The organism is Rudaea sp. (genome assembly GCF_036383415.1).
Lineage (GTDB): Bacteria > Pseudomonadota > Gammaproteobacteria > Xanthomonadales > Rhodanobacteraceae > Rudaea.
Genome location: NZ_DASVOK010000356.1, coordinates 1 through 23,262 on the forward strand (window position 1 = coordinate 1; position 23,262 = coordinate 23,262).

Genomic DNA, 23,262 nt, shown 5'->3' on the forward strand with positions numbered 1-23,262 from the left:
TTTGGCGACTACGAGGTTCGCGATCGTCTTACCGGGAGTGAAGTTGAGGTTGGACACGTTGGGTTGCGTCGTACCGGATGGCCACGCGGTGATATATCCCAATGCGGTCGGATTGGTCACCGTCACGTTCAGCACCACCGCAACCGCACCCGTGTTTGGCACGCCCCCGCGTCCGGCCACGGTCAGATCGACGACACCACCCTCGGTCGCTGCGCCGATACCGGCAAACTGACCGTCTGTCGTGCTGAAGCCTGCGCGCGTATCGAGCAGACGGCTCGGTTGCAGGGCAACGAAGCTCGCATAAACAAGGTGGGTGAGGACAGCCGAAGTGACCGCCGCATTGTTTGCATCGCCGCCATAGGTCGCAGTAATTGCGTGCAGTCCGACGGTCAGAGCCGAAGTGGAGCATGCCGCACTGCCGTCGCTCATTGCCACATCTGCACAAATCACCACATCACCATCTTTGAAAGTCACCGTGCCACTCGGTGACTTGCCGGCAATCGTCGCAGTAACGGTAACGAGCCCGCCTACGGTACTCGGATTCGGGCTACTGACCACCGTGGCGATGGCCGGCTCCGTCGACCGCCCCGATGTCCGCACATTGATCGGCGTAGCAGAAAAACTCGGTGTCGAACGCCCCAATTGTGAAGTCTCATTGCCACCCCAGCACAATATCTGCCCACTCTGCAGGAGGGCGCAGGCGTGATGCTCGCCAACAGAGATTGCGGATGCGTGATTGACATCAAGCACATCCACCGGGAAAGCGCTGTTATTCAGCGTGCCGTCCCCCAGTTGCCCGTATCCATTCCCTCCCCAGCAACGCACCGTCCCCCCCGACAGCAACGCGCACGTGAAGTCATCGTATTCGAGTCCAGCACTCGCGATCGCGACAACGCCTGTCAGGTCAGGCACGGTTAGCGGCTGATAACTGTCGAAGGGTCCGGTCCTACCGAGTTGCCCTTGATGGTTCAATCCCCAACACTTAACCGATTGGTCCGCGAGCACGGCACAGGAGTGGGCGCCGCCAGCTACGATCGAAGTAACGCCGCTCAGCCCGCTAACGTTCGTGGGAAACAACGTCTGATGGTTCCGAGGAAAATCGCTCGGCGGGCTGCCCGTTTGCCCATAAAGGTTGAAGCCCCAACAGTCGACGGTACTATCATTCAAAAGCGCGCAAGCGTGGGCACCACCGGCCGAGACGGCGGCTACGTCATTGAGACCCTTCACCGCCGTAGGTGCAAGGTTCGTTGTGGTGCCGCCGTTGCCCAACTGACCGTAGTAGTTTGCGCCCCAGCACTGCGCGGTCCCGCTGCCCAGCAGCGCACATGTCTCGGCGCCGTACCCCGCTCCGCCGGCGGATATCGCCACAGCGCCCTGCACATTCGACACCCGGGTGGGCAGAAAGCTATTTGTGCTCAAGCCATTACCGAGTTCACCATCTCCGTTAAATCCCCAGCAGTCCACGTCACCGTTGATCAGAAGCGCGCAGGTGTGGTCTGCGGATTGCGCCTTGCCTGACGAGATCGCCGTTGCATTCGACAAGCCAACCACGGCGACTGGATTTGGTCGGTTGGTATACGTTCCGTCGCCGAGCGCGCCGGAGTAGTTCCCTCCCCAGCACATCACTTTCCCGCCAGAAATCAATGCGCATGTATGAGCTCCGCCTGCCGCAATCGCGCTCGCTTCGATTTGGGGCACAGGGGCAGGAAGCCCCACACTGGGGTCTTCCCCAATCCCCAGCTGACCCCTTGTATTGCTCCCCCAGCATTTCACCGCGCCACCCTGGAGCAACGCGCAACTGAGGTACTCCGTTGCCGCAATGGAGATGACGCCGGAAAGGCCTTGAACCGTCGTGGGCGTCAATGAATCGTTGGTTGTTCCATCTCCAAGTTGACCCAGACCGTTGAATCCCCAGCAGTAGACAGAGCCGCCGTCCACCAAAGCGCAGGTTTGTTCGCCGCCAGGCGCAATGGACGTGATATTGGACACGCCCGCCACCACTACCGGCGTCGCACTACCATTACTTCTGACACCGTCGCCCAGCTGTCCGTAGTTGTCCTCCCCCCAGCAGCGTGCGGTTCGATCTGCGAGTACGACACACATTTCATCACTAGCGGCTGTGATGGACACTGCGGTTGTAATGCCATCAACGAGGTGTGGCGGTAGGTTTGCACTTGAGTAATTTGTTCCCCAGCAGCTCACGCTGCCACTACTTAGGACTGCGCATGTCTGATAGAGCGTTGCGGCCATCGCCACGGCACTGGTCAAGCCGTCGACAGCGACAGGCGTGGCGCTATAGGTTGTCGATCCGTGACCGAGCTGCCCCTGCGAATTGTCGCCCCAGCATTTCGCTGTCTGATCACTGAGCAGCGCGCAGGCATGCGTTCCGTTGGCGATGATGGAGGTTGCAGTAGCGATCCCAGTCACATCCACCGGTAAGGCCGAATCGTCAGAAGCGCCATTTCCTAGTTGCCCCAAGGCGTTCGTGCCGAAGCATTTCACGTACCCACCGTTGATGAGTGCGCAGGTAAAACCTTGCCCCGTCGCTATCATCTCTGCGTCGTGTAGCGCGCTTACTGTTACGGAACTTAGGTAGGTGTTTGCGTTGACACTGCCCCAGCACTGAACATCGTGGTTACTTAGCAAGACACAGCTATGGTCATAAGCAAGCGACAGTTGGATCGCACCACTCATGTTCGCCAACGAAGCTTCGGCGTTCGGGCCGTGCAAACCCAGTACGGCAAGTATCAGAGCCGCTATACGCTTGTGCGGCATCCGCAATGTCAATGGCTGCGTTGATCGCATGATGGTCTTGCCCGCATCTCCGACTCTTGGACGCACAAACTTCAGCGGAATCACAGACTACTGAAGTCGGATCGCGCATTTTACGCGAACCTGGACCGTCCAGCACGCGAGATCATGAAAGGATAACGTGCCGCGTTGCTCATGTCCGGTCGGATGAAAATTCGCAGATCCCTCTGATTTCGATCGAGGAAGAATGCTGTACTCCATTGCCCTGATTGTGACTGCGTCACTGTTTGCGTTTCTCCTCGCTCTTCGTCGACGACGCACTTCGTCCTTTTGGAAGCGGCGACCCATTGCGACCACGCGCGTTAACTGCATCCGCAACGCAAGAAAGCCCGAATGGGTCCGGCGCGAAATCATTCGCCTCGCCGCATGGTCGCCGGGGTTGAGTTGCCGCGTCCTCGCTGAAGTCTTCAACCGACGCTTCGCCATCGACCGACGCGAGACGGTTGGAAAAACATTTGTCGCAACCATGCTGTGTCAACGCCGTGCCGAAATTCTGCGGCTGCGACGCTCACTCAAGCATCGTATTCCCCGCCCGCAACCTCGCAATCGCATTTGGGCGTTGGATCTCACCGGCAAAGCCGATCTGAGTGGACAACAGAGGCTGATTCTCGGTCTGCTCGATCACGGTACTCGTGCCGCTTTGGTTCTGCGCGAAATCGCGGACAAACGCAGCCTGACGATCCTGCGTGAACTCATCATTGCCTTCAGAAAATATGGATTGCCTCGAACGATACGAGTCGATAACGAAGCTTGCTTCTCTTCTCTGGTCGTGCGCGGCGCCACGCTGTCATTGGGAATACGGTTGCAGCACATTGCGCTTCACTGCCCTTGGATGAATGGTCGTATTGAACGGTTGTTCGGCACGCTCAAACGGCACCTCGACTTCATCGCCGTGACCGGCAGTGAAGATCTCGCATCCAAACTGTTGGCGTTTCGGCTCTGGTACAACCACGTGCGACCTCATCAGCATCTGAACGGACGTACTCCAGCAGAAGCGTGGTCAGGTCAACGCAAGACTTACGGGGTGCCGGTCTGGTTCGAGGTGTGGGACAAACGATTGACGGGGTGGTATTTCCGGCCCCCATGACGGGTATGCCCACTTCACCTCGACAACACGCCGAGACGGAACACCGTCCGCACACACGCGCTTCTATGTCATGGAACGGGAATGAAACTCGGCAAGAAAACCCATCAGCGGGGCGATGGATTCCGTTCTAGGACGGAATCGTCGTGGATGTGAGGGCGAAAAATCGCAAAATGGAGCGATTTCTTACCGAGCCATGCTGCGGACAGAGCGCGGACGGGACACCGCGACACGGCGGGCTTTTCTGGCTTTGAAGCAGCTAAATGCTCCGCACGTGCGTCGGTATGGTGGGCCGTGCTGGATTCGAACCAGCGACCAACGGATTAAAAGTCCGCTGCTCTACCAACTGAGCTAACGGCCCATGGCTCGATTGACGAGGCCGTCACACGAATGCGGGTCGCGCAGTTTAGTGGCCGCGTGCGAAATCATCAAGGACAACCACACGGCGCGTCGTGAACGATTCAGACGTAGCGCGTCGGGTCGGCCACGCCCGCGTCGGCGAAACCGAGTGCGCGCAGACGGCAGGCGTCGCAGTGGCCGCAGGCGCGGCCGGCGGCATCGGCCTGGTAGCACGACACCGTCGTGGCGAAATCGACGCCGAGCTCGAGCCCTCTGCGCACGATGTCGGCCTTCGACAGCCGGATCAGCGGCGCTTGCACGCTCAGCTTCGCGCCTTCGACGCCGGCCTTGGTCGCGAGATTGGCGAGGCACTCAAATGCGTCGATGAACTCGGGCCGGCAATCGGGATAACCGGAGTAGTCGACCGCGTTGACACCGCAGAAGATGTCCTGCGCGCCGAGCACCTCGGCCCAGCCGAGTGCGATCGACAGCATGATCGTGTTGCGCGCAGGCACGTAGGTGACCGGGATGCCGTCGCCACCCTGCTCGGGCACGGCGATATCGTCGGTCAGCGCCGAGCCGCCGATGCTGCGCAGGTCGACGTGCACGGTCTTGTGCGCGATCGCGTAGCGCGCGGCGACGCGCTGCGCGGCGGCGAGCTCAGACGCGTGGCGCTGGCCATACTCGACGCTGAGCGCGTAACAGTCGTAGCCCTGCGCGCGCGCGATCGCGAGCGTGACGGCGGAATCCATGCCGCCGGAAACGAGGACGACGGCCCTAGGTTGTCGTTGATCGGACATTGCGCGTTATTTTCCCGGAGTGTTGCCCCAAAGCAGCTTGTGCAATTGCACCTGCATGCGCACCTGGCGACCGTCGGCGATGATCCAGTCGGCGAGGTCGCGCGGCGCGAGCTTGCCGGCCACGGGCGAGAACAGCACTTCGCAGCGTGCGGTCAGATCGCGCTGGTCGAGTACGTTCAGCGCCCAATCGTAATCGGCGCGATCGGCGAGCACGAACTTGATCTGATCGTGCGCACCGAGCACATCGAGATTGCTCCACAGGTTGCGCGCGGATTCGCCCGAACCCGGCGCCTTGACGTCGACGACGCGGCTGACGCGCGCATCGACCTGGGAAACGTCGAGCGCGCCCGAGGTTTCCAGCGACACCTCGAAGCCTTCGTCGCAGAGGCGGCGCAATAGATCGGTGCAGCGCTTCTGTGCAAGCGGCTCGCCGCCGGTGACGCAGACGTGCCGCGTTTTATACTTTTTCACTTCTTCCACAATGTCGCTTATTTCGCGCCATTCGCCGCCGTGGAACGAATACTCGGTGTCGCACCAGACGCAACGCAGCGGGCAACCGGTCAGGCGCACGAACACCGTCGGCCAGCCGACTGCGCGCGCCTCGCCTTGCAGCGAGTGGAAGATTTCGGTGATGCGCAGGCGCTCGGCGCTCGCGCTGGAAGTTTCAGACGACATGATCGAGAGTAGACCAACCAGCCGTCATTCCGGCGAAAGCCGGAATCCAGCGCCTTCGTTTTGAATCAAACCAAAAAGACAAGACACTGGATTCCGGCCTGCGCCGGGATGACGAGCGGAAAAAATCAGCGCCGTTCCATCTTGAGCGCGCGCAGGCGCCCCTGGGCAAGGTTCGCTTCCTGCGTACCGGGATACTTCGCAACGACCTGGTTGAGCGTGGTCTCGGCCTGGTCCCACTGCTTCAATTCGTACTGGCAATAGCCGACCTTGAGCAGCGCGGCGGAAGCCTTCTGGCTGTTCGGATATTGCGCGAGCAGTTTGTTGAACGCGTCGAGCGAGATCGGATAGTTCTGGGTGACGTAATACGACTCGCCGAGCCAGTAGTAGGCATTCGGAGCGAGGTCGCCGTTCGGATACTGGGCGAGGAAGCCCTGGAACATCTTCGCCGATTCGGCGTAGCGGCCATCCTTGAGCGCGGCGAAGGCCTGGTCGTAGGCGGCCTTCTCGTCGGCCGGATTGGCCGGCGCGGCGGGCGCCTGCTGCGCGGCCGCAGGCGGCGGCGCAGTGTTGTTCGACGCAGCTGCGGCGGCACCGCCGCCGAGCGCGATGTCCTGCATCTGTCCGTTGTTCGATGCGGCGTTGTTCGTGGCCGACGGCGCGGTGCCGGGCGGCTTGCCTTCGAGCTTGCTCAGGCGCGAATCGGCATCGATGGCCTGGTCGCGGACCTGCTGCTTGAGCTGCTCGAGCTGATGCTTGAGTTCTTCGTTCTGGCCTTGCAGTTGCTGTACCTGCGACTGCAGCGCATTGATCTGGTTGACCAGTTCGACGCTGCCTTGGCCGCCGCTTTGCTGCTGCTCGAGCCGGGCAACGCGCTCGGCGAGGCTTTCACGCTGGGCATGCGCGGGAGCGGCAAATGCCGCGACGGCTGCAAGCACGGTCGCACAAAGGAAACGGGTCGACATGTTGGACATGGTTTCGTCCGATCAAAAAAGAAAAAGGCGCGCTGGTGCTTCGACCTGCGCGCCTTGAGACTGGTTCCGCGATTACTGCTTCGAGGTGTAGACGATCTCGACGCGGCGGTTCTTCTGCCAGCAACCTTCGTTGTGCTCGCGGCAGACCGGCTTCTCTTCGCCGTAGCTGACGACGTTGAGCTGGCTGGTCGACGCGCCGGCGGCGGCAACCGCGCTCGACACGGCATTGCCACGGCGCTCGCCGAGGCCCTGGTTGTAGTCACGCGTACCGCGCTCGTCGGCATTGCCTTCCAGCGTCACCTTCGCGCCCGGGAACTGGCGCAGGTAGGCGGCGTGGCAGGCGATCTGCGCCTGGAACTCCGAGTGGATCTCGGTCTTGTCCAGATCGAAGTAGATCACGCGCTGGCGCAGGCAGGAATCCTTGTCGAGGGCTTCCGGACCGCTGTACGGGCCAGAGCGGGCCGGGGCCGTGGTGACGGCGCCGTTGTCGACCGGCGGCGGCGGCGGGGTCGGCTTGGTTTTGCCGGCGCAGGCCGACAGTGCGGCAGTCGCAGCAACGGTGGTCAGGAGAACGCGCAGGTTTTTCATTGTCATTGCCTCAGTGGTTGGCTTTTAGGGAGTAGTTCGGTATCTCAACGTCCGGGTCGAGGGTTTTTTATTGTCCACGCTGACGGTAAGGTCCCCACGCCGGCGTGCGTACATCCCCGTCGGCCAGAACCAGCCGTTGGCGAACGCGACCGTCCGCCGACACAGCGTAGAGCACGTCGCGCGGTCCCTCGGTCGCGGCGTACAGAAGCATGCTCGCGTTCGGCGCGAAACTCGGCGATTCGTCGAAATTCCCCGTCGAAATGGGCGTATTGCTGCCCGAAGCGCGATCCAAAACAGCGATATGATACATGTTTTTATTGCCCTGCGACATGGCGATTTTCTTGCCATCCCAGCTCACCGTGGCCTTCGCATTCTGGTCGCCGGCGAAGGTCACGCGCGACTCGCCGCCGCCACCGGCCGCGACCTGATAGATCTGCGGCTTGCCGCCGCGATCGGAGGTGAAATAGATCGTCGCGCCGTCCGGCGCCCACACCGGCTCGGTGTCGATCGCGTAGTTGCGCGTGATCTGGGTCAGCGCGCGGCTGCCGAGATCCATCACATAGATGTCCGGGTTGACGCCGTTCGACAGGCTCAGCGCAAGACGCGAGCCGTCAGGCGAGAACGCCGGCGCGCCGTTGATGCCCTTGCGCGCGGAGACGACTTCGCGCGCGCCGGTGCCTATGTCCTGGATGTAGATCGCCGAGGAGCCGCGCTCGAAGGATTCGTAGGCGAGCTTGCGTCCGTCCGGCGACCACGCCGGCGACAGCAGCGGCTGGCGCGAGGTCACAACTTGTTGCGGGCCATAGCCGTCCGAGTCGGCGACCATCAGCGCATACGATGCATTGTTGCCGATGCCCTTGGCGGTGACATAGGCGATGCGCGTGTCGAACGCGCCGCGCACACCTGTGATCTTCTCGTAGACCGCGTCGGCGACGCGATGGGCGATGCCGCGAATGTCGCTGCGCTGGCCGGGGATCGCCGAGCTGAGGAGATTTTTCTGGTCGCCGACCGTGTACAGCTCGAACTCGACCTTGACCTCGCCCGCACCCTGATCGACGACGCGACCGACGAGGATGTAATCCTGCTTGAGCAGGCGCCAGGTCGGGAATTTGATCTCGCTGCCGCGAGAGGGAGATTCAACAATGTCGGCCTTTGGCAAAGCCCGGAACTGCCCGCAGCGGTTGAGATCGTTGCCGACGATGTCGGAGACGCTCGTGTCTCCCGGTGCGCCGGTTTGGGTGGCGAACGGCACGACCGCAACCGGGATTGCCGAAGCGTTGCCGTTGGGGATTTCGAGCGTCAGGCTTTGCGCGAACAACGGCGCCACGCAGATCGCCAATGCGAGGGCGGCTAGCCGGGTGAGAAATCGCGTGTGCATGGTCAGGTTCCGTCGTACTTGAAGATGAAGGTGATTTTGCGCTGGAAGACGCTTTCGTAGCCCTTGTACGGCAACGGCTGCGCCTTCGTTACGGCCTGCTTGATCGAATTCTGCGTAATCATGTCGGCATTGCATGGCGAGCCGATCGTCGCATCGATCACGGCACCGCCGGGAATCTGCGTGATCGTGATCGTGCAACGCACCCCGCTCGGTGTCGTATCTGGGCGATTCCAATTATCAGTCACGACCTTGACGATTGCTGAACTGTATTCGGCGAGCAGGCTCGAATCGTTGCCGTTCATGCCCGTGCGCGCCTCGGCGGCCTCGGGCACATCGGCGGCCGGGGCTTTCACGGGCTTGGGCGCGGACTGCTGTTTCTGCAAGTCATCCAGCTGCTTTAAATTTTCTTTCGCAAGCTTGAGCTTCTTGTCGTTCGCGGCGCGCTCCTTGCGAATTTCCTCGAGTTTCTTCTGGATTTCTTCCTGCTTCTGCTTCGCTTCGGCTTCCTTGCGCTCCTTTTCCTGCTGCAGCTCGATCTGTTTCTGTTTGACCTTTTCCTCTTCAGCCCTCTTCGCCTGCTCGGCCTTCTGCATCGCCATTTCTGCGATCCTTTCCTGATCGCGGTTGTCGTTCTTCTGCACGGTCGGCGGCGGTGTCTTTTCCGGCTGCGGCGGAGGTGGCGGCGCGGGCTTCGGCGCGGGCGGCGGCGCGGCTTCTTCCTTCGGTGGCGCGGGCGGCGTCTTGCTCGGTGGGGTCGGCTTCGGCGCGCCGGGCTTGCCGACGATCGTGGCCTCGATTACCGGCCCCTGCAGCAGCGGCATCGCCTGCGGCGTCGCCCAGAACAGGCCGACGAACAGCAGCGCGAATACCATCAGATGCACGAGCAGTGCATACAGGTAAGCGCGCGCCTTGTCGCTGGAAGTTTCCATGCCCTGAGTCGTGATCGTTTTGTGCTATCGAACCCACCGCCCTGACGCTACCATCCACCCATGCGCAGCTCGTTTCACTTGCGCGAATCCGACGGCGGTGCCGACAGCAGCGACAATTTCTGCACGCCGTTTTCCTGCAGGCCGGGAAGTATCTGATAGACCTTGCCGTACATCGCGCGCTCGTCCGCGCCGAGCAGGACCGGTACCTGCGGATCGTTGCGCACGAACGCGGCAACTTTCTTCACGAGCGCATCAGGTTCGAGAATTTCGCGCTGGCCGGATCCGATGGTGAGATAGAACTTGCCGTCCTTGTCGACGCCGATCAGGATCGGTTCCTTCTCGACCTGCACGGCCTTTGCGGTCGACTGCGGCAGCTTGATGTCGACACCGAGGTTGAGCAGCGGCGCCGTCACCATGAAGATGATCAGCAGCACGAGCATCACGTCGATGTAGGGAACGACGTTGATCTCGGCTTTGAGCTTGCGTTTCTTGCGCGTGCGCATGATGGCTTGAACGGGATTCGCTGCGGCGCGGGGTCAGGCGCCGTCGTCGGCGTGGACCTGACGCTGCAGGATCGAGGAGAACTCCTCGACGAAGGTGTCGAAGCGCGTCGACAGGCGTTCGATCTTGGTCTGGAAGCGGTTGTAGGCCCACACGGCCGGAATCGCCGCGATCAGGCCCATCGCGGTCGCGATCAGCGCCTCGGCGATGCCGGGCGCGACCGTGGCGATCGTCGCGTCCTTCATGTTGGCCAGGCCGACGAAGGCGACCATGATGCCGGCGACCGTGCCGAGCAGGCCGACATAGGGACTGATCGAACCGACGTTGGCAAGGAATTCGACGTTCTGTTCGAGGCGATCGAGCTCGCGCGACTCGGCCACGCGCATGCCGCGCTGCGCACCTTCGAGGATCGTGCGCGCGTCGAGGCGGCCGCGCTGGCGCAGGCGCGCGAATTCGCGGAAGCCCGCTTCGAAGATGCTCTCGATACCGGTCGTCGCGCCGTTCGAGGTGACTTCGCGGAACAGGCCGGCGAGGTCGGCGCCCGACCAGAAGCGCTCCTCGAAATCGTCGGCGCCCGACATTGTCCGGTTGAGCATCGCGCGCTTGCGGAAGATGATCACCCAGGACATGAAGGAAAAGATCAGGAGCAACAGCATCACGAGCTTGACGAAGATGCTCGCGTTGAGCACGAGGTCGATGATGTTCAGACCACTGGGGGCGGCAGGCATGTCGATATTTTTCGTTATCGGGAAAACAGGGATTCGGGGATGCGCTGCGGCTTGAAACCGTCGGCGGCGACGCAGGCTACACGCACCCGCGCCGTCACGAGCACGGCGCCGTCACTGCGCCGAAGTATACGTTGCGCAAAAGTCATCGAAGCTGAACGGCGCTCGACCGCATCGATGCGCGATTCCAGCTCGTCGTCGAGCTTTGCCGGCGCGCTGTATTCGATCGCCACCTCGCGCACGACGAAGACCACGCCGTGCACGTCGCGCACCTGCGACTGGTCGATGCCAAGGCTGCGCAGCCACTCCGTGCGTGCGCGTTCGAGGAAGCGCAGGTAATTGGCGTAGTAGACGACGCCGCCGGCGTCGGTGTCTTCCCAGTAGATGCGCACTGGCCAGGAAAAGACCGGCGCCGCCGTCGCTGCGTCGCTGTTCATTCGCCGGATTCGGCCTCGCTGCCGTCGAACAGATCTTCGGGCCGCGGCAAACGCTTCGGCGCCTTCAGGCCCAGATGCAGATACGCCTTGCGCGTGACCATGCGCCCGCGCGCGGTGCGCATGAGATAACCCTGCTGGATCAGGAACGGTTCGAGCACGTCCTCGATCGTGCCGCGTTCTTCGCTCAGCGCCGCGGCCAGCGATTCGACGCCGACCGGGCCACCGTCGAAATGATCGATGATCGTGCCGAGCAGGCGCCGGTCGAGCGCATCGAAGCCGGCGCCGTCGACCTTGAGCATCTCCATCGCCGCGATCGCGACCTCGCGCGTGATGTGTCCACCCGCCTTCACCTCGGCGAAATCGCGCACGCGGCGCAGCAGGCGGTTGGCGATGCGCGGCGTGCCGCGCGAACGGCTGGCGATTTCCGCCGCACCATCATCGGCGCAGGCGATGCCGAGAATCTTCGCCGAGCGGCGCACGATCGCGGCGAGTTCGTCCGGCGTGTAGAACTCGAGCCGCTGCACGATGCCGAAGCGGTCGCGCAGCGGATTGGTCAGCATGCCCGCGCGCGTGGTCGCGCCGATCAGCGTGAACGGCGGCAGATCGAGCTTGATCGAGCGCGCGGCCGGGCCTTCGCCGATCATGATGTCGATCTGGTTGTCCTCCATCGCCGGGTAGAGGATTTCCTCCACGACCGGAGAAAGGCGATGGATCTCGTCGACGAACAGCACGTCGCGCGGCTGCAGGTTGGTCAGCAACGCGGCGAGATCGCCGGCGCGTTCGATCACCGGGCCCGAGGTCGAGCGCAGGTTGACGCCGAGTTCATTCGCGATCACGTGCGAGAGCGTGGTCTTGCCGAGACCGGGCGGGCCGAAGATCAGCACATGGTCGAGTGCCTCGCCACGCCGCTTCGCCGCCTCGATGTAGATGCCGAGCTGCTCGCGCACCGCCTGCTGGCCGAGGTATTCGGACAGTTTCTGCGGGCGGATCGACGCTTCGAGCAGCTCGTCCTCGCGCGTGGACGACGAGGAAATCAGGCGGGAATCGTTCATGCCGCAATTATGGCAGGAACGCTTGCGCGCCAGTGTACCGCGCTCAAATTTCCACCTGCGTGCCCAGCTCGATCATGCGATTGCCAGGGATGCGGAAGAACGCCGTTGCCGGACTCGCGTTGCGCGTGAGGAAGGCGAACAGCTTGTCGCGCCACACCGGCATGCCGCGCGCGCCGGCGGAGGCAACCACGTTCTCGCGACTGAGGAAGAAGGTCGTGTCCATCATGTCGAAGCCGAGGCCCTTGGCTTCGCAGTTCTGCATCGACCCCGGGATATCGGGATCCTCGGAGAATCCGTAGCGCAACACGACGCGGTAGAACTCGTTGCCGAGCGCGGTGATCTCGGTGCGCTCGCCGTATTCGGCCACGGGCGTGTCGAGCGTCTCCACAGTCATCAGGATGTTGCGCTCATGCAGAACCTTGTTGTGCTTGAGGTTGTGCAGCATCGCGTTCGGCACGGAGTTGACGTTCGCGGTGAGGAACACGGCCGTGCCGGGCACGCGCAGCGGTGGATGCGCGACGACGCTCTCGATGAACGGTTCGAGCGCGATGCCCCCTTGGCGCAACTCGCGCAGGACCAGCTCGCGACCCTTGCGCCAGGTGCTCATGATCAGGAACGAGCACAGGCCTAGCACGAGCGGGAACCAGCCGCCGTGCTCGATCTTGATCGCGTTGGCGCTGAAAAAAGCGATGTCGATGATGAGGAAAATCACGCCGGCGAGGACGACAAGGGCGCGGTTCCATCCCCACAGGCGCCGGGCAACGACCAAGGCGAGGCAGGTCGTGATCGCCATCGTGCCGGTGACGGCGATGCCGTAGGCGGCGGCCAGATTCTCCGACGAGCGAAACCCGATCACCGCGCCGATGATCAGCAGCATGAGGGTGCCGTTGACCCAGGGCAGGAAGATTTGCCCCTGTGTCTCCTTCGAGGTGTGCTTGATCGCCATGCGCGGGGCGAAGCCGAGCTGGATCGCCTCGCGCGTCATCGAGAACGCGCCGGTGATCACGGCCTGGGACGCGATGATCGTGGCGACGGTCGCCAGCGCGATCATGGGATACAGCAGCGATTCGGGCGCCATCAAGTAGAACGGATTCGACACTGCATCCGGCCTGTGCATCAGCAAGGCACCCTGCCCAAAGTAGTTGAGCACGAGCGCCGGCGAAACGTAGCCGAACCAGGCGATGCGGATCGGCTGCTTGCTGAAATGGCCCATGTCAGCGTACAGCGCTTCGGCGCCGGTCAGGCAGAGCACGACGCCGCCGAGGGCGAGGAAGGCGTGCGCGCCGTTGTCGTGGAAAAACACGACCGCGTGCCAGGGGTTGAGCGCATACAGCACCTGCGGCTGCTGCAGGATCTGGTACACGCCGAGCGCGGCGAGCGTGGCGAACCAGAGCATCATGATCGGCCCGAACATCGCGCCCATGGTCGCGGTGCCGCGCTTCTGCACCGCGAACAGGCCGATGACGATGACCAGCGTGATCGGCACGATGAAGCGGTCGAGCGCGGGCGCGGCAACCTTGACGCCCTCGACCGCCGACAGGATCGACACCGCCGGCGTGATCACGCCGTCGCCGTAGAACAGCGAGGCGCCGAACAGACCGAGCACGACGATGACACGGCGCAGGCGCACGTTGTCGCGCGCACCGCGCTGAGCCAGCGCCATCAGCGCCATGATGCCGCCCTCGCCCTTGTTGTCTGCGCGCATGATAAAGACGACGTACTTGAGCGAGACGACGAGGACCAACGACCAAAAGATCAGCGAGAGTACGCCGAGCACGTTCTCGACGCTGACCGGTATGCCCTGTTCGCCGAAGGTGACCTGCACTGCGTACAGCGGCGAGGTACCGATGTCGCCGTAGACGACACCGAGCGCGCCGAGCGCGAGCGCGGCGAGCGCCTTGCTGCGCGCGGAACCGGTGAGCGTTTGTGCGTTGGGTTGCATGCCAATCCTCTCGAACGAAGCCGGTGCGCCTTCAGCGCAGCGCCGCCTTGAGCGCCTTGCGGATGATCGCTTCGGCATCATCGCCGCTGGCGAAGGTTTCCTTGACCAGACGCGTGGCCTCGGCCGGCTTGTAGCCGAGCTGCTGCAGCGCGCTTGCGGCCTCGGCCTGCGGGTCCTTCGGTACAACTGCGCCGGAACCGGTCGGCAATGCCAGCGCCATGCCGTCGACGCGATCGCGCAGCTCGACGATGATGCGCTCAGCGGTCTTCTTGCCAATGCCCGGGATGCGCGTCAGAGATTGCACATCGCCCGATTGCACGAGACGCGCGAATTCGTCTGTGGACACGCCCGACAACACCGCGAGCGCGGTCTTCGCGCCGATGCCCGACACTTTCTGGATCGTGCGGAACAGCACGCGCTCGGCCTCGCGCAGGAAACCGTACAGCGACACCGTGTCTTCCTTCGCCGCGTAATGGACGAACAGTGCGACCTCGCGCCCGGTCTCGGGCAGATCGAACACAGTGGACATCGGCGCCTCGACTTCGTAGCCGACGCCGCCGACATCGATCACCAACCACGGCGGCTGCTTCGAGGCGAGGATTCCGCGCAGGCGACCGATCATCGAAAACTTCTCCAGGACGATGTGGTGCCGCGCGTGCGCGTTGCAAGGGCGGTACTCACGCGCAGGCGCTGCGCACTCGCGCGCGCATGCGCATGCGTGAGCGCGACCGCGAGCGCATCGGCAGCGTCGGCCTGCAGCTTGCGCTCTATGTTCAAGAGCATGCTGACCATGTGCTGCACCTGGCGTTTCTCCGCGCCGCCGCCGCCGACGACCGACTGCTTGATTTCCTTGGCCGAGTATTCGGCGACGGGCAGACCGTGCGCGACGACGGCGCAGATCGCCGCGCCGCGCGCCTGACCGAGCTTGAGCGCCGAGTCGGGATTGCGTGCCATGAACACGCGCTCGATCGCGACTTCGTGCGGGCGGTGCGCGAGCACGATGTCGCGCAGCTCCTCGAAGATCTGCTTGAGGCGCAGCGGGAAGTCGTCGTTGGCCAGCAGGTTCACCGCGGCGTGGAACACGTGCGTCGTGCACCCGGCCGCATCGATGTCGACGATGCCCACGCCGGTGCGCTGCGAGCCGGGGTCGATGCCGAGGATGCGAATTGTCGAGCCCGCGCTCATGGCCGCCATTTTACGCTGCCGCGACGTGATGAAAGCGTTTGTTGCGCAAAAACGCGACAGTTTGCGCCGCCGCCTCGTCGGAGAACAATAGACCGGTATGCGTGGCCGGCACGACGACATGATCGGTCAGGCCGGGCAATTGCGTTTCCTCGACGCTGACCGTGCCGTCGTGCGGCATCGGCAGCGCGCCGAAGACGAGGCCGAGACCGAACGGCAGGCGTCCGGCAATCGCGCCGACCGGGCGCTTGCCGTTCCAGCGCTCGAAACCTTCGAGCAGCACGCTGAGGTTCTTGCCGATGAAGAACGAGCCGCCCGGCAACTGCGCCACGCTGCGCGCGATCGCGCTGCCGCGCAGCGGCGAGCCGATACAGACCACACAGCCCGGGGCGAGATCGGGCAGCTTGCGCAGCGCGCGCAGTGCCATCAAGCCGCCGAGGCTGTGGCAGACGAAATGGATCCTGGCCGGCGGATCATCGGTCGCTTCGATCGAGCGCACGAGCTCGACCAGCTTGTCGATGCTCGCGTTGTGTTCGCTGAGCACGCTCGCGTAGTCGAAAAAGTGTACTTTGTAGCCTTCGCGTTCGAGCCGGCGATGCAGCGCCGCCAGAGTGAAGGCGCGCATCCACAGTCCGTGCACGAGGATGACGTGTTCGTCCATGCGGCCCCTGCCCCGTCGCTGCGTGTGTTCAGGCCTTTACCGGCTTGACCGTGCGCACGTGCAGTTCCTGCAACTGCGCCTCGGCGACGTTCGACGGCGCGCCGGTGAGCAGGTCCTGCGCGCTCGCGGTCTTCGGGAACGCGATCACGTCGCGGATCGACTCGGTGCCGGCCATCAGCGCGGCGATGCGGTCGATGCCGAAGGCGATGCCGCCATGCGGCGGTGCGCCGTACTTGAGTGCTTCAAGCAGGAAGCCGAACTTTGCCTCCGCTTCTTCGGTGCCGATGCCGAGCAGCTCGAACACGGTCGACTGCATCTCCGGGCGATGGATGCGGATCGAGCCGCCGCCGATCTCGTTGCCGTTGAGCACCATGTCGTAGCCGCGCGACAGCGCCGTCGCCGCGTTGGCCTTGAGATCGGCGACATCGTCGATGTTCGGCGCGGTGAACGGATGATGCAGGGCGACGTAGCGCTTGGCTTCGGCGTCGTATTCGAACATCGGGAAATCGGTGACCCAGAGCGGTTTCCACGCGTTGTCGACGAGGCCATTGTCCCTGCCGACCTTGAGGCGCAGCGCGCCCATGTAGTCGCTGACTGTCTTGTACGGACCGGCGCCAAAGAAGATCACGTCGCCCGTCTTTACATCACCACTGTGCGCACCAACGGCTTTGAAAACACCGTCGAGCGCCTTGTCATCGAGGAACTTCGTGATTGGCGAAGTCAGGCCGTCGCGGCCCTTGGCGATGTCGTCAACGCGGATCCAGGCCAAGCCCTTCGCACCGTAGCGCGTGACGTACTGGCCGAGGTCGTCGAGGTACTTGCGCGGCTGCGTCGCGCCGTTCGGCAGGCGCAGCGCGACGACGCGGCCGCCGGCGTCATTCGCCGGCCCGGAGAACACCTTGAAGTCCACGTGCCTGACCTGCTCGGCGATGTCGACGAGCTGCAGCGCGATGCGCAGATCGGGCTTGTCCGAACCGTACAGGCGCATCGCTTCGGCATAGGTCATGCGCGGGAACGGATTCGCCAGTTCCACGCCGACGACTTCCTTGAACACCTCGCGGATCATCGCCTCGACCGTATCCTGCACGTCGCGCTCTTCGACGAAGGCGAACTCCATGTCGAGCTGGGTGAATTCGGGCTGGCGGTCGGCGCGCAGATCCTCGTCGCGGAAGCAGCGCGCGATCTGGTAGTAGCGGTCCATGCCGGCCATCATCAGCAGCTGCTTGAACAGCTGTGGCGACTGCGGCAGGGCGAAGAATTCGGTCGGATGCACGCGCGAAGGCACGAGGTAGTCGCGTGCGCCTTCGGGCGTGGCCTTGGTCAGGATCGGTGTTTCGATGTCCTGGAATCCGCGCGCATCAAGGTAGTGCCTCAGCGCGGAAACCAATTTCGTGCGCATGCGCAGCTTGCGCTGCATGTCCGGGCGGCGGATATCGAGATAGCGGTAGCGCAGGCGCGCGTCCTCGCCGGGCGCGTCGTCGAGCATGAACGGCAGCGGTGCGGCGGCGTTGAGTACTTCGACCTTGTCGGCGACGACTTCGATCTTGCCGGTGCGCAGACGATCGTTGATCTGCGCGGCCGGGCGCGCACGCACTGTGCCGGTGATGCGCAGACAGAATTCATAACGCACATATTCAGCCACGCCGAAGGCATTCGCATTCTCCGGTTCGATGACGACCTGGACGACGCCTTCGTGATCGCGCAGATCGATGAAGATCACTCCGCCGTGATCGCGGCGCGTGTCCGCCCAGCCGCAAAGCGTGACCTCGGAACCGACAAGGGTCTCGTCGACGAGACCGCAGTAGTGCGTACGCATGCCCAAAACTGTTCTCCACCCACGTTTCCATAGAGGCGGTTTGCGCTGCTCGCCGTTCCGGCGCGAGCCGGAATCCACTACTTGCGATACAAGAATCAAGATGGATCCCCGCTTGCGCGGGGACGGCGGGTCGGCAACGTGATCAAACCCGCAGGGCGGGCATCCTAAGCGGGTTTTTGCTGCACTGCAAACGATGCCGGTCGCGCAAACAAGAACACCCGCCGCAGCGGGTGTCCTGTTTGCATCAAGCGGCCCGGTACGACCGCCTCCGGGTCAACGCCGTCTAAGGCTCGGATTACCAGCGCCGATCGACCGTGAACACGCCGCGACAGCCCTGCGCGACCCACACGCCACCGCGGTTCCAACCCCAGTTCTGACCTTCCCGGCACGGCGTGCTGGATTCCTGGCGCTCCAAGTACACGCGACCGCGTCCACCGACATCGACCTGGCAGAAATTGTTTCTCCCGTCGTTGCTCTCGCAACGGACCGAAAAGCGCTGGTTCCAATCCGGGCCGGGCTGCCACGGACCTGGTCCCTGACCCGGATAACCGCCACCGGAGACATCGACGAAACGTGCCTGGCAGCCGCGATCGACCCAGATGAAACCGCGGCGGTCGAAGCCCCAGTTCTGTCCGCGCCGGCATTGCGTATCGGAAAGCTGGCGCACGATGCGCGCGTCGCGCCACGGCACCGGGCAACGCTGGTAGTTGTAGCCGCTGCTCTTGCAGTCGACGGCTTCGCCCGGACCTGGGCCGTAACCGCGATCGTCCTGGTAATACTGCGCATGCAGCGAGGCGGTCGGCAGCAAACCGGCCGCGACGACGAGAATTGCAGCGAAAATTCGGATCAACATGACGCTCTCCCTTCCTCTTGTTGAGTGAGGGCGAGTGTACCCCATGCGACTCGGCCGGCAATATGCGCAATGCCTCGCCGCAAACGTCGTTTAATCCGCGGTCGGCGAACGATCAGCGCACATTCATCACGCGGCCGGGCTATGCCGCTGAATCGCCCTTCGGTGCCGGCGATTTCGCAGCTGGGGGAGGCGCGGCGGGTTTCGCCGCATCGGGCTTGGCCGCCGGCTCCGCGGCGGTTTTCGGCGCCTCGTCCTTGCCGGCGAGATTGCGCTTCTTGTCGCCGTCTTTCTTGAAGTCGGTTTCGTACCAGCCGCTGCCGCTCAAGCGGAAAGCCGGCGCAGTGAGGCGGCGCGAGACGCGCTCGGCCCCGCAGTTCGGACACACGGTCGGATCGGCGTCGCTGAGTTTCTGCAGGCGGTCGAAACGGTTGCCGCAGGCGGCGCATTCGAATTCGTAGATGGGCATCGGGTTTCCGCTGGTGGATCGTCACGTTTGGAGCGCCCGCGACGACGAAACGTCTCGCGAAGCAGTCGCGGTGGGTCGGGGCAAAGGTGGGCATTATCAAGCCTAGCTCCGTCGATCGGTACCGCATTGACGGAAGTCATTTGACAGTCCGCGCCACCACCGCTACCTTTTACTTAATTGTAACAAATAGTTACATCGGTTAACTCTTCCCCAGCGAGGACTGCACCGTGAAAAGAAGCCCGCTCCATGCCGCTTGTGCCCTGTTCCTGAGTGGTATCGCTACCAGCGCCATCGCCCAGCAGGCGCCGGAAGGCGAGAAGAAGACCCAGGCGATGGAAGCCGTCATCGTCACGGGAACCAAGGTGCAGGACCGCACCGTGGCCGAATCGCTCTCCGCGATCGACATCATCACGCCCGAAGCGCTGCAATCCACCGGTACGACCGAGCTTGCGACCGCGCTGTCACGCGCGGTGCCGTCGTTGAACTTCCCGCGCCCGGCGATCACCGACGGTACCGACGCGGTGCGCCCGGCGCAGCTGCGCGGCATGGCGCCCGACCAAGTGCTCGTGCTGGTCAACGGCAAGCGCCGCCATGTCGGCGCGCTGATCAACTTGAACGGCAGCCAGGGCCGCGGCTCGGAACCGGTCGACATCAACGCGATTCCGATCGCCGCCGTCGAGCGTGTGGAAGTGCTGCGCGACGGCGCTGCCGCGCAATACGGTTCCGACGCGATCGCCGGTGTGATCAACATCGTGCTCAAGAGCGGCAACAAGCACGGCAGCTTCGCGGGCCAGGTCGGCCAGTACAGCGCGGGCGATGGCTTCCAGGGCCAGTTGCTCGGCGACATGGGCTTCGCCCTCGGCGAACGCGGCTCGATTCATCTCGCCGCACAGGCACTGTCGCAGGACCAGACCAACCGTGCGCGGCCGTACATCACCGGACCGGGGCAGCCGACCTTTGCCGCCGACGCGATGCCGGGACAGGTGGTCAACCGACTCGGCGATCCGAAGATCGATCAGGAGGCGATCTCGTACAACGGCAACTACAAGATCACCGACGGCATCGAGTTTTACTCGTTCGGCATGGCCAGCAACCGGGACGCGCTGTCCAACGGCTTCTATCGCACGGCGAAGAACAGCCGCAACATCCCCGAGGTCTATCCGAACGGCTTCCTGCCGCAGATCGACAACTATTCCAAGGACCGCTCGCTCGTCGCCGGCCTCAAGGGACGCACCGAAAACGGCTGGAACTGGGACCTGTCCTACGACTATGGCACCAATCACTTGTCGTTCGACGTGCTGCACAGCCTCAACCGCAGCATCGGCCCGAGTTCGCAGCACGACTTCTACGCCGGTGCGCTCGAGACGACGCAGAACGTGTTCAACGCCGACGTCAGCCGCGACTTCGACTTCGGCTGGCACAGCCCGGTCACGCTCGCTTTCGGCACCGAATACCGCAGCGACAAGTTCAACCAGAGTCCGGGCGAGCCGAATTCCTACATCGCCGGCCCGCTCGCCGGCCAGCCGCCCGGCGCGCAGGTGTTTTCCGGCTTCAAGCCGACCGACGCCGGCCACTACGACCGCGACAGCTACTCGGTCTACGCCGACGCCGAAGGCAGCTTCAGCGACCAGCTCTCCTACGGCGCCGCCGTGCGCTACGAGCATTACAGCGACTTCGGCAGCACGACCTCGGGCAAGCTCTCGGGCCGCTACGCGTTCACCGACACGTTCGCCCTGCGCGCGACGGCGTCGAGCGGCTTCCGCGCACCATCGCTCGCGCAGCAGTTCTTCCAGTCGACAGCGACCAACTTCATCGGCGGCATCCCGTTCGACGTACGTACGTTCGCGGTGACCAATCCGGTCGCGATCGCACTCGGCGCCGAGCCGCTCAAGCCGGAGAAGTCGATCAACTACAGCCTCGGCTTCGTCGCGCAACCGCTCGACGGCCTCTCGCTGACGCTCGACGCGTACCAGATCAAGGTCACCGATCGCATCATCCTGTCGGAAAACCTGATCGGCGCGGCGGTGACCAACTTCCTTGCGGGGCGCGGCTATCCGGGCGTCACCGGCGGGCGCTATTTCACCAATGCGATCGACACGCGCACGCGCGGCGTCGACTTGGTCGGCAGCTACCGCTTCGAACTGGGTCCCGGCGAGATGACTCTTACCGGCGGCTACAACCGCAACAAGACCGTCATCCTCGCGATCGCGCCGAATCCACCGCAGCTGACTCAGGGTGGCCTCAACCTGCTGCGCATCGGCCGCACCGAGCAGGGCCGCGTCACCTGCGGCGCGCCCAAGGACAAGTTCTCGCTTGCCAGTGCCTACAACGTCAGCAGTTGGACCTTCAATGCGGCGGCGACGCGCTACGGTTCGTTCTGCGTGCTGCAGACCAATCCAGCGATCGACCAGCATTTCGGACCGCAGTGGACGCTCGACGTGTCGGCGACTTACCACCTGAACGAACGCCTCGATTTCACCCTCGGCGCCGACAACGCGACCAACAGCTATCCGGACGAGGTGCGCTACGAGAACTCGACCAACGGCCAAGCTCCGTATAGCAGCGCTTCGCCGGCCGGCTTCAACGGCGCCTACGTCTACGGCAAGGCGACGTTCCACTGGTAATGCGAACCGGTTCGCAGCGCGTGCCGAACTCTGGCAGTCGCTGCAAACTTGTTGCAATATCGACATCACGGGCGGCGGACCTCGCCGCCCCGCTCCGGGGAGAGCGGAGCGCAATGGCTCATCGTCGCCGAGACCTTACATGCTCGAGTGCGGGACCGACAGCGCGATCGACCCGAGCCTCGCCACGTTGCGCGCGGCCGCAGCGCGCACCCCAACGCAACCACAGGTCTGGCGGGCGCTCGGCGACCGCCTGCTCGCCGCCGGTGACAACTCCGCGGCGGCTGACGCCTATCTCAACCACGTCCGCCACAGCATCCACGACCCGGCGCTGATGCAGGCTGCGGCGGCGCTCGCCGCCAACCGCATTCCCGAAGCCGAGGCACGCCTGCGCGCGCAATTGCGCGAGGCGCCGACCGACGTCGTCGCGATCCGCATGCTTGCCGAACTCGCCGTGCGCGTCGACCGCATAGAGGATGCGGACAACCTGCTCGTGCGCTGCCTCGAACTCGCGCCGGGCTTCCGCGAGGCGCGACACAATCATGCGATTGTCCTGCATCGCGCCAACCGGCCGATCGAGGCGATCGCCGAACTCGAAGCGTTGCTGCGCGACGATCCCGCCAATCCGCAGTACCGCAACCTCAAGGCGGCCGTGCTCTGTCGCATCGGCGAGTACGCCACCGCGATAGACATCTACGCCGAATTGCTGCGCGAGCATCCGGCACAGGTGCATGCCTGGCTCAGCTATGGTCATGCACTGAAAACCGAAGGCCACACCGAGCGCGCGATCGCCGCCTACCGTGAGTGCACCCGGCTCGATCCCGGCTTCGGCGAGGCTTACTGGAGCCTGGCCAACCTCAAGACGTTCCGCTTCGGCGATGACGAAATTGCGGCTATGCGCGCCGCGCTCGCGGATACCTCGCTCGGCGACGCCGATGCTGACTTGGATCAGCGTCTGCATCTCGACTTCGCCCTCGGCAAGGCGCTCGAAGACCGCGCCGACTACGCCACGTCGTTCGCGCACTATGCCGCAGGCAATGCGCTGCGCCTCAAGCTCGCGCCGTATCGTTCCGACGACACTTCGGCGCGATTCGCGCGCGCGAAGCAGCTGTACACGCCGGAGTTTTTTGCCGAGCGTGCCGGGCAAGGCTCGCCGTCGCCCGAACCGATCTTCATCGGCGGCCTACCTCGCGCGGGATCCACGCTCATCGAACAGATCCTGTCGAGCCACTCGCAGGTCGAAGGCACGATGGAGCTGCCCGAACTCACCTCGATCACGCGCGCGCTGCGCCGCGCCTCCGCGAGCCGCGAGGCGGGCGCGTACCACGATGCGCTCGCGCGCATGGATGCCGCCGAACTGCGCGCGCTCGGCGAGGAATATCTCGCGCGCTCGGCCAAGCACCGCAAGCTCGGTCGGCCGTTCTTCATCGA

At 63.7% G+C, this 23,262-nt stretch carries 21 protein-coding genes and 1 tRNA gene; 3 read left to right on the top strand and 19 right to left on the bottom strand.

The window, feature by feature from the left end; genetic code table 11:
• Positions 1 to 2,805, bottom strand: a 2,805-nt coding sequence (locus VF497_RS13135; protein ID WP_330889453.1) for an Ig-like domain repeat protein, incomplete at its 3' end; no start/stop codon positions are given.
• Positions 2,806 to 2,998: 193 nt separating this feature from the next.
• Between VF497_RS13135 and VF497_RS13140 the strand changes: the two genes are divergently transcribed.
• A complete protein-coding gene (locus tag VF497_RS13140; RefSeq protein WP_330889414.1) occupies positions 2,999 to 3,898 on the top strand; it encodes an integrase core domain-containing protein in 900 nt (299 codons plus the stop codon).
• A gap of 282 nt (positions 3,899 to 4,180) precedes the next feature.
• On the opposite strand, the gene VF497_RS13145 is transcribed toward VF497_RS13140, so the two are convergent.
• From VF497_RS13145 to VF497_RS13230, 18 genes are all read right to left on the bottom strand, one after another.
• Positions 4,181 to 4,256, bottom strand: a tRNA-Lys gene (locus tag VF497_RS13145).
• Between the two features lie 100 nt (positions 4,257 to 4,356).
• Positions 4,357 to 5,034 carry a 7-cyano-7-deazaguanine synthase QueC gene (gene queC, locus VF497_RS13150; RefSeq protein WP_330889416.1) on the bottom strand — a complete coding sequence of 226 codons (678 nt, stop codon included), beginning with the start codon at positions 5,032 to 5,034 and terminating at the stop codon, positions 4,357 to 4,359.
• 6 nt (positions 5,035 to 5,040) lie between these two features.
• The gene (gene queE, locus VF497_RS13155; protein ID WP_330889418.1) at positions 5,041 to 5,709 is read right to left on the bottom strand and encodes a 7-carboxy-7-deazaguanine synthase QueE; all 669 of its coding nucleotides are present in this window, start codon (positions 5,707 to 5,709) and stop codon (positions 5,041 to 5,043) included.
• Between the two features lie 125 nt (positions 5,710 to 5,834).
• On the bottom strand, positions 5,835 to 6,680 hold the full coding sequence (ybgF, locus tag VF497_RS13160) for a tol-pal system protein YbgF (RefSeq protein ID WP_330889420.1): 846 nt from the start codon (positions 6,678 to 6,680) through the stop codon (positions 5,835 to 5,837).
• Between the two features lie 72 nt (positions 6,681 to 6,752).
• Entirely contained in the window at positions 6,753 to 7,268 is a 516-nt protein-coding gene (gene pal / locus VF497_RS13165) for a peptidoglycan-associated lipoprotein Pal (protein ID WP_330889422.1), read from the bottom strand.
• Positions 7,269 to 7,335: 67 nt separating this feature from the next.
• Positions 7,336 to 8,646: a Tol-Pal system beta propeller repeat protein TolB gene (gene tolB, locus VF497_RS13170; RefSeq protein WP_330889424.1), complete on the bottom strand. Its 1,311-nt coding sequence runs from the start codon at positions 8,644 to 8,646 to the stop codon at positions 7,336 to 7,338.
• Between the two features lie 2 nt (positions 8,647 to 8,648).
• Positions 8,649 to 9,575, bottom strand: a complete 927-nt coding sequence (tolA, locus tag VF497_RS13175; RefSeq protein ID WP_330889426.1) for a cell envelope integrity protein TolA — start codon at positions 9,573 to 9,575, stop codon at positions 8,649 to 8,651.
• 74 nt (positions 9,576 to 9,649) lie between these two features.
• A complete protein-coding gene (tolR, locus tag VF497_RS13180) occupies positions 9,650 to 10,078 on the bottom strand; it encodes a protein TolR (RefSeq protein ID WP_330889428.1) in 429 nt (142 codons plus the stop codon).
• A gap of 33 nt (positions 10,079 to 10,111) precedes the next feature.
• Positions 10,112 to 10,804: a protein TolQ gene (tolQ, locus tag VF497_RS13185; RefSeq protein ID WP_330889430.1), complete on the bottom strand. Its 693-nt coding sequence runs from the start codon at positions 10,802 to 10,804 to the stop codon at positions 10,112 to 10,114.
• A gap of 14 nt (positions 10,805 to 10,818) precedes the next feature.
• Positions 10,819 to 11,238 (bottom strand): tol-pal system-associated acyl-CoA thioesterase, encoded by a 420-nt coding sequence (ybgC, locus tag VF497_RS13190; RefSeq protein WP_330889432.1) that lies wholly within the window; start codon positions 11,236 to 11,238, stop codon positions 10,819 to 10,821.
• Entirely contained in the window at positions 11,235 to 12,290 is a 1,056-nt protein-coding gene (gene ruvB / locus VF497_RS13195; RefSeq protein ID WP_330889434.1) for a Holliday junction branch migration DNA helicase RuvB, read from the bottom strand. The genes ybgC and ruvB overlap by 4 nt, the downstream gene beginning before the upstream one ends.
• 43 nt (positions 12,291 to 12,333) lie before the next feature.
• Complete coding sequence (locus tag VF497_RS13200; RefSeq protein WP_330889436.1) at positions 12,334 to 14,232, bottom strand: potassium transporter Kup; 1,899 nt, start codon at positions 14,230 to 14,232, stop codon at positions 12,334 to 12,336.
• 31 nt (positions 14,233 to 14,263) lie between these two features.
• Positions 14,264 to 14,854 (bottom strand): Holliday junction branch migration protein RuvA, encoded by a 591-nt coding sequence (ruvA, locus tag VF497_RS13205; RefSeq protein ID WP_330889437.1) that lies wholly within the window; start codon positions 14,852 to 14,854, stop codon positions 14,264 to 14,266.
• On the bottom strand, positions 14,851 to 15,426 hold the full coding sequence (ruvC, locus tag VF497_RS13210) for a crossover junction endodeoxyribonuclease RuvC (RefSeq protein WP_330889439.1): 576 nt from the start codon (positions 15,424 to 15,426) through the stop codon (positions 14,851 to 14,853). Before ruvC ends, ruvA begins: the two co-directional genes overlap by 4 nt.
• Position 15,427: 1 nt before the next feature.
• On the bottom strand, positions 15,428 to 16,075 hold the full coding sequence (locus VF497_RS13215; RefSeq protein ID WP_330889441.1) for an alpha/beta hydrolase: 648 nt from the start codon (positions 16,073 to 16,075) through the stop codon (positions 15,428 to 15,430).
• Between the two features lie 28 nt (positions 16,076 to 16,103).
• On the bottom strand, positions 16,104 to 17,891 hold the full coding sequence (aspS, locus tag VF497_RS13220; RefSeq protein WP_330889443.1) for an aspartate--tRNA ligase: 1,788 nt from the start codon (positions 17,889 to 17,891) through the stop codon (positions 16,104 to 16,106).
• Positions 17,892 to 18,186: 295 nt separating this feature from the next.
• On the bottom strand, positions 18,187 to 18,744 hold the full coding sequence (locus VF497_RS13225) for a DUF3011 domain-containing protein (protein WP_330889445.1): 558 nt from the start codon (positions 18,742 to 18,744) through the stop codon (positions 18,187 to 18,189).
• Positions 18,745 to 18,883: 139 nt separating this feature from the next.
• Positions 18,884 to 19,210, bottom strand: coding sequence for a zinc ribbon domain-containing protein (locus VF497_RS13230; RefSeq protein WP_330889447.1), 327 nt, complete (start codon positions 19,208 to 19,210; stop codon positions 18,884 to 18,886).
• A 227-nt stretch (positions 19,211 to 19,437) separates the two neighbouring features.
• Between VF497_RS13230 and VF497_RS13235 the strand changes: the two genes are divergently transcribed.
• Positions 19,438 to 21,834 carry a TonB-dependent receptor gene (locus tag VF497_RS13235; protein ID WP_330889449.1) on the top strand — a complete coding sequence of 799 codons (2,397 nt, stop codon included), beginning with the start codon at positions 19,438 to 19,440 and terminating at the stop codon, positions 21,832 to 21,834.
• A gap of 139 nt (positions 21,835 to 21,973) precedes the next feature.
• Positions 21,974 to 23,262 (top strand): tetratricopeptide repeat protein (locus tag VF497_RS13240; RefSeq protein WP_330889451.1); only part of this gene is annotated, 1,289 nt, incomplete at its 3' end.

Coding starts and splice junctions, on each gene's coding strand:
- VF497_RS13140 (WP_330889414.1), top strand. CDS start 2,999: ATGCTGTACTCCATTGCCCTGATTGTGACTGCGTCACTGTTTGCGTTT.
- queC (WP_330889416.1), bottom strand. CDS start 5,034: ATGTCCGATCAACGACAACCTAGGGCCGTCGTCCTCGTTTCCGGCGGC.
- queE (WP_330889418.1), bottom strand. CDS start 5,709: ATGTCGTCTGAAACTTCCAGCGCGAGCGCCGAGCGCCTGCGCATCACC.
- ybgF (WP_330889420.1), bottom strand. CDS start 6,680: ATGTCCAACATGTCGACCCGTTTCCTTTGTGCGACCGTGCTTGCAGCC.
- pal (WP_330889422.1), bottom strand. CDS start 7,268: ATGAAAAACCTGCGCGTTCTCCTGACCACCGTTGCTGCGACTGCCGCA.
- tolB (WP_330889424.1), bottom strand. CDS start 8,646: ATGCACACGCGATTTCTCACCCGGCTAGCCGCCCTCGCATTGGCGATC.
- tolA (WP_330889426.1), bottom strand. CDS start 9,575: ATGGAAACTTCCAGCGACAAGGCGCGCGCTTACCTGTATGCACTGCTC.
- tolR (WP_330889428.1), bottom strand. CDS start 10,078: ATGCGCACGCGCAAGAAACGCAAGCTCAAAGCCGAGATCAACGTCGTT.
- tolQ (WP_330889430.1), bottom strand. CDS start 10,804: ATGCCTGCCGCCCCCAGTGGTCTGAACATCATCGACCTCGTGCTCAAC.
- ybgC (WP_330889432.1), bottom strand. CDS start 11,238: ATGAACAGCGACGCAGCGACGGCGGCGCCGGTCTTTTCCTGGCCAGTG.
- ruvB (WP_330889434.1), bottom strand. CDS start 12,290: ATGAACGATTCCCGCCTGATTTCCTCGTCGTCCACGCGCGAGGACGAG.
- VF497_RS13200 (WP_330889436.1), bottom strand. CDS start 14,232: ATGCAACCCAACGCACAAACGCTCACCGGTTCCGCGCGCAGCAAGGCG.
- ruvA (WP_330889437.1), bottom strand. CDS start 14,854: ATGATCGGTCGCCTGCGCGGAATCCTCGCCTCGAAGCAGCCGCCGTGG.
- ruvC (WP_330889439.1), bottom strand. CDS start 15,426: ATGGCGGCCATGAGCGCGGGCTCGACAATTCGCATCCTCGGCATCGAC.
- VF497_RS13215 (WP_330889441.1), bottom strand. CDS start 16,075: ATGGACGAACACGTCATCCTCGTGCACGGACTGTGGATGCGCGCCTTC.
- aspS (WP_330889443.1), bottom strand. CDS start 17,891: ATGCGTACGCACTACTGCGGTCTCGTCGACGAGACCCTTGTCGGTTCC.
- VF497_RS13225 (WP_330889445.1), bottom strand. CDS start 18,744: ATGTTGATCCGAATTTTCGCTGCAATTCTCGTCGTCGCGGCCGGTTTG.
- VF497_RS13230 (WP_330889447.1), bottom strand. CDS start 19,210: ATGCCCATCTACGAATTCGAATGCGCCGCCTGCGGCAACCGTTTCGAC.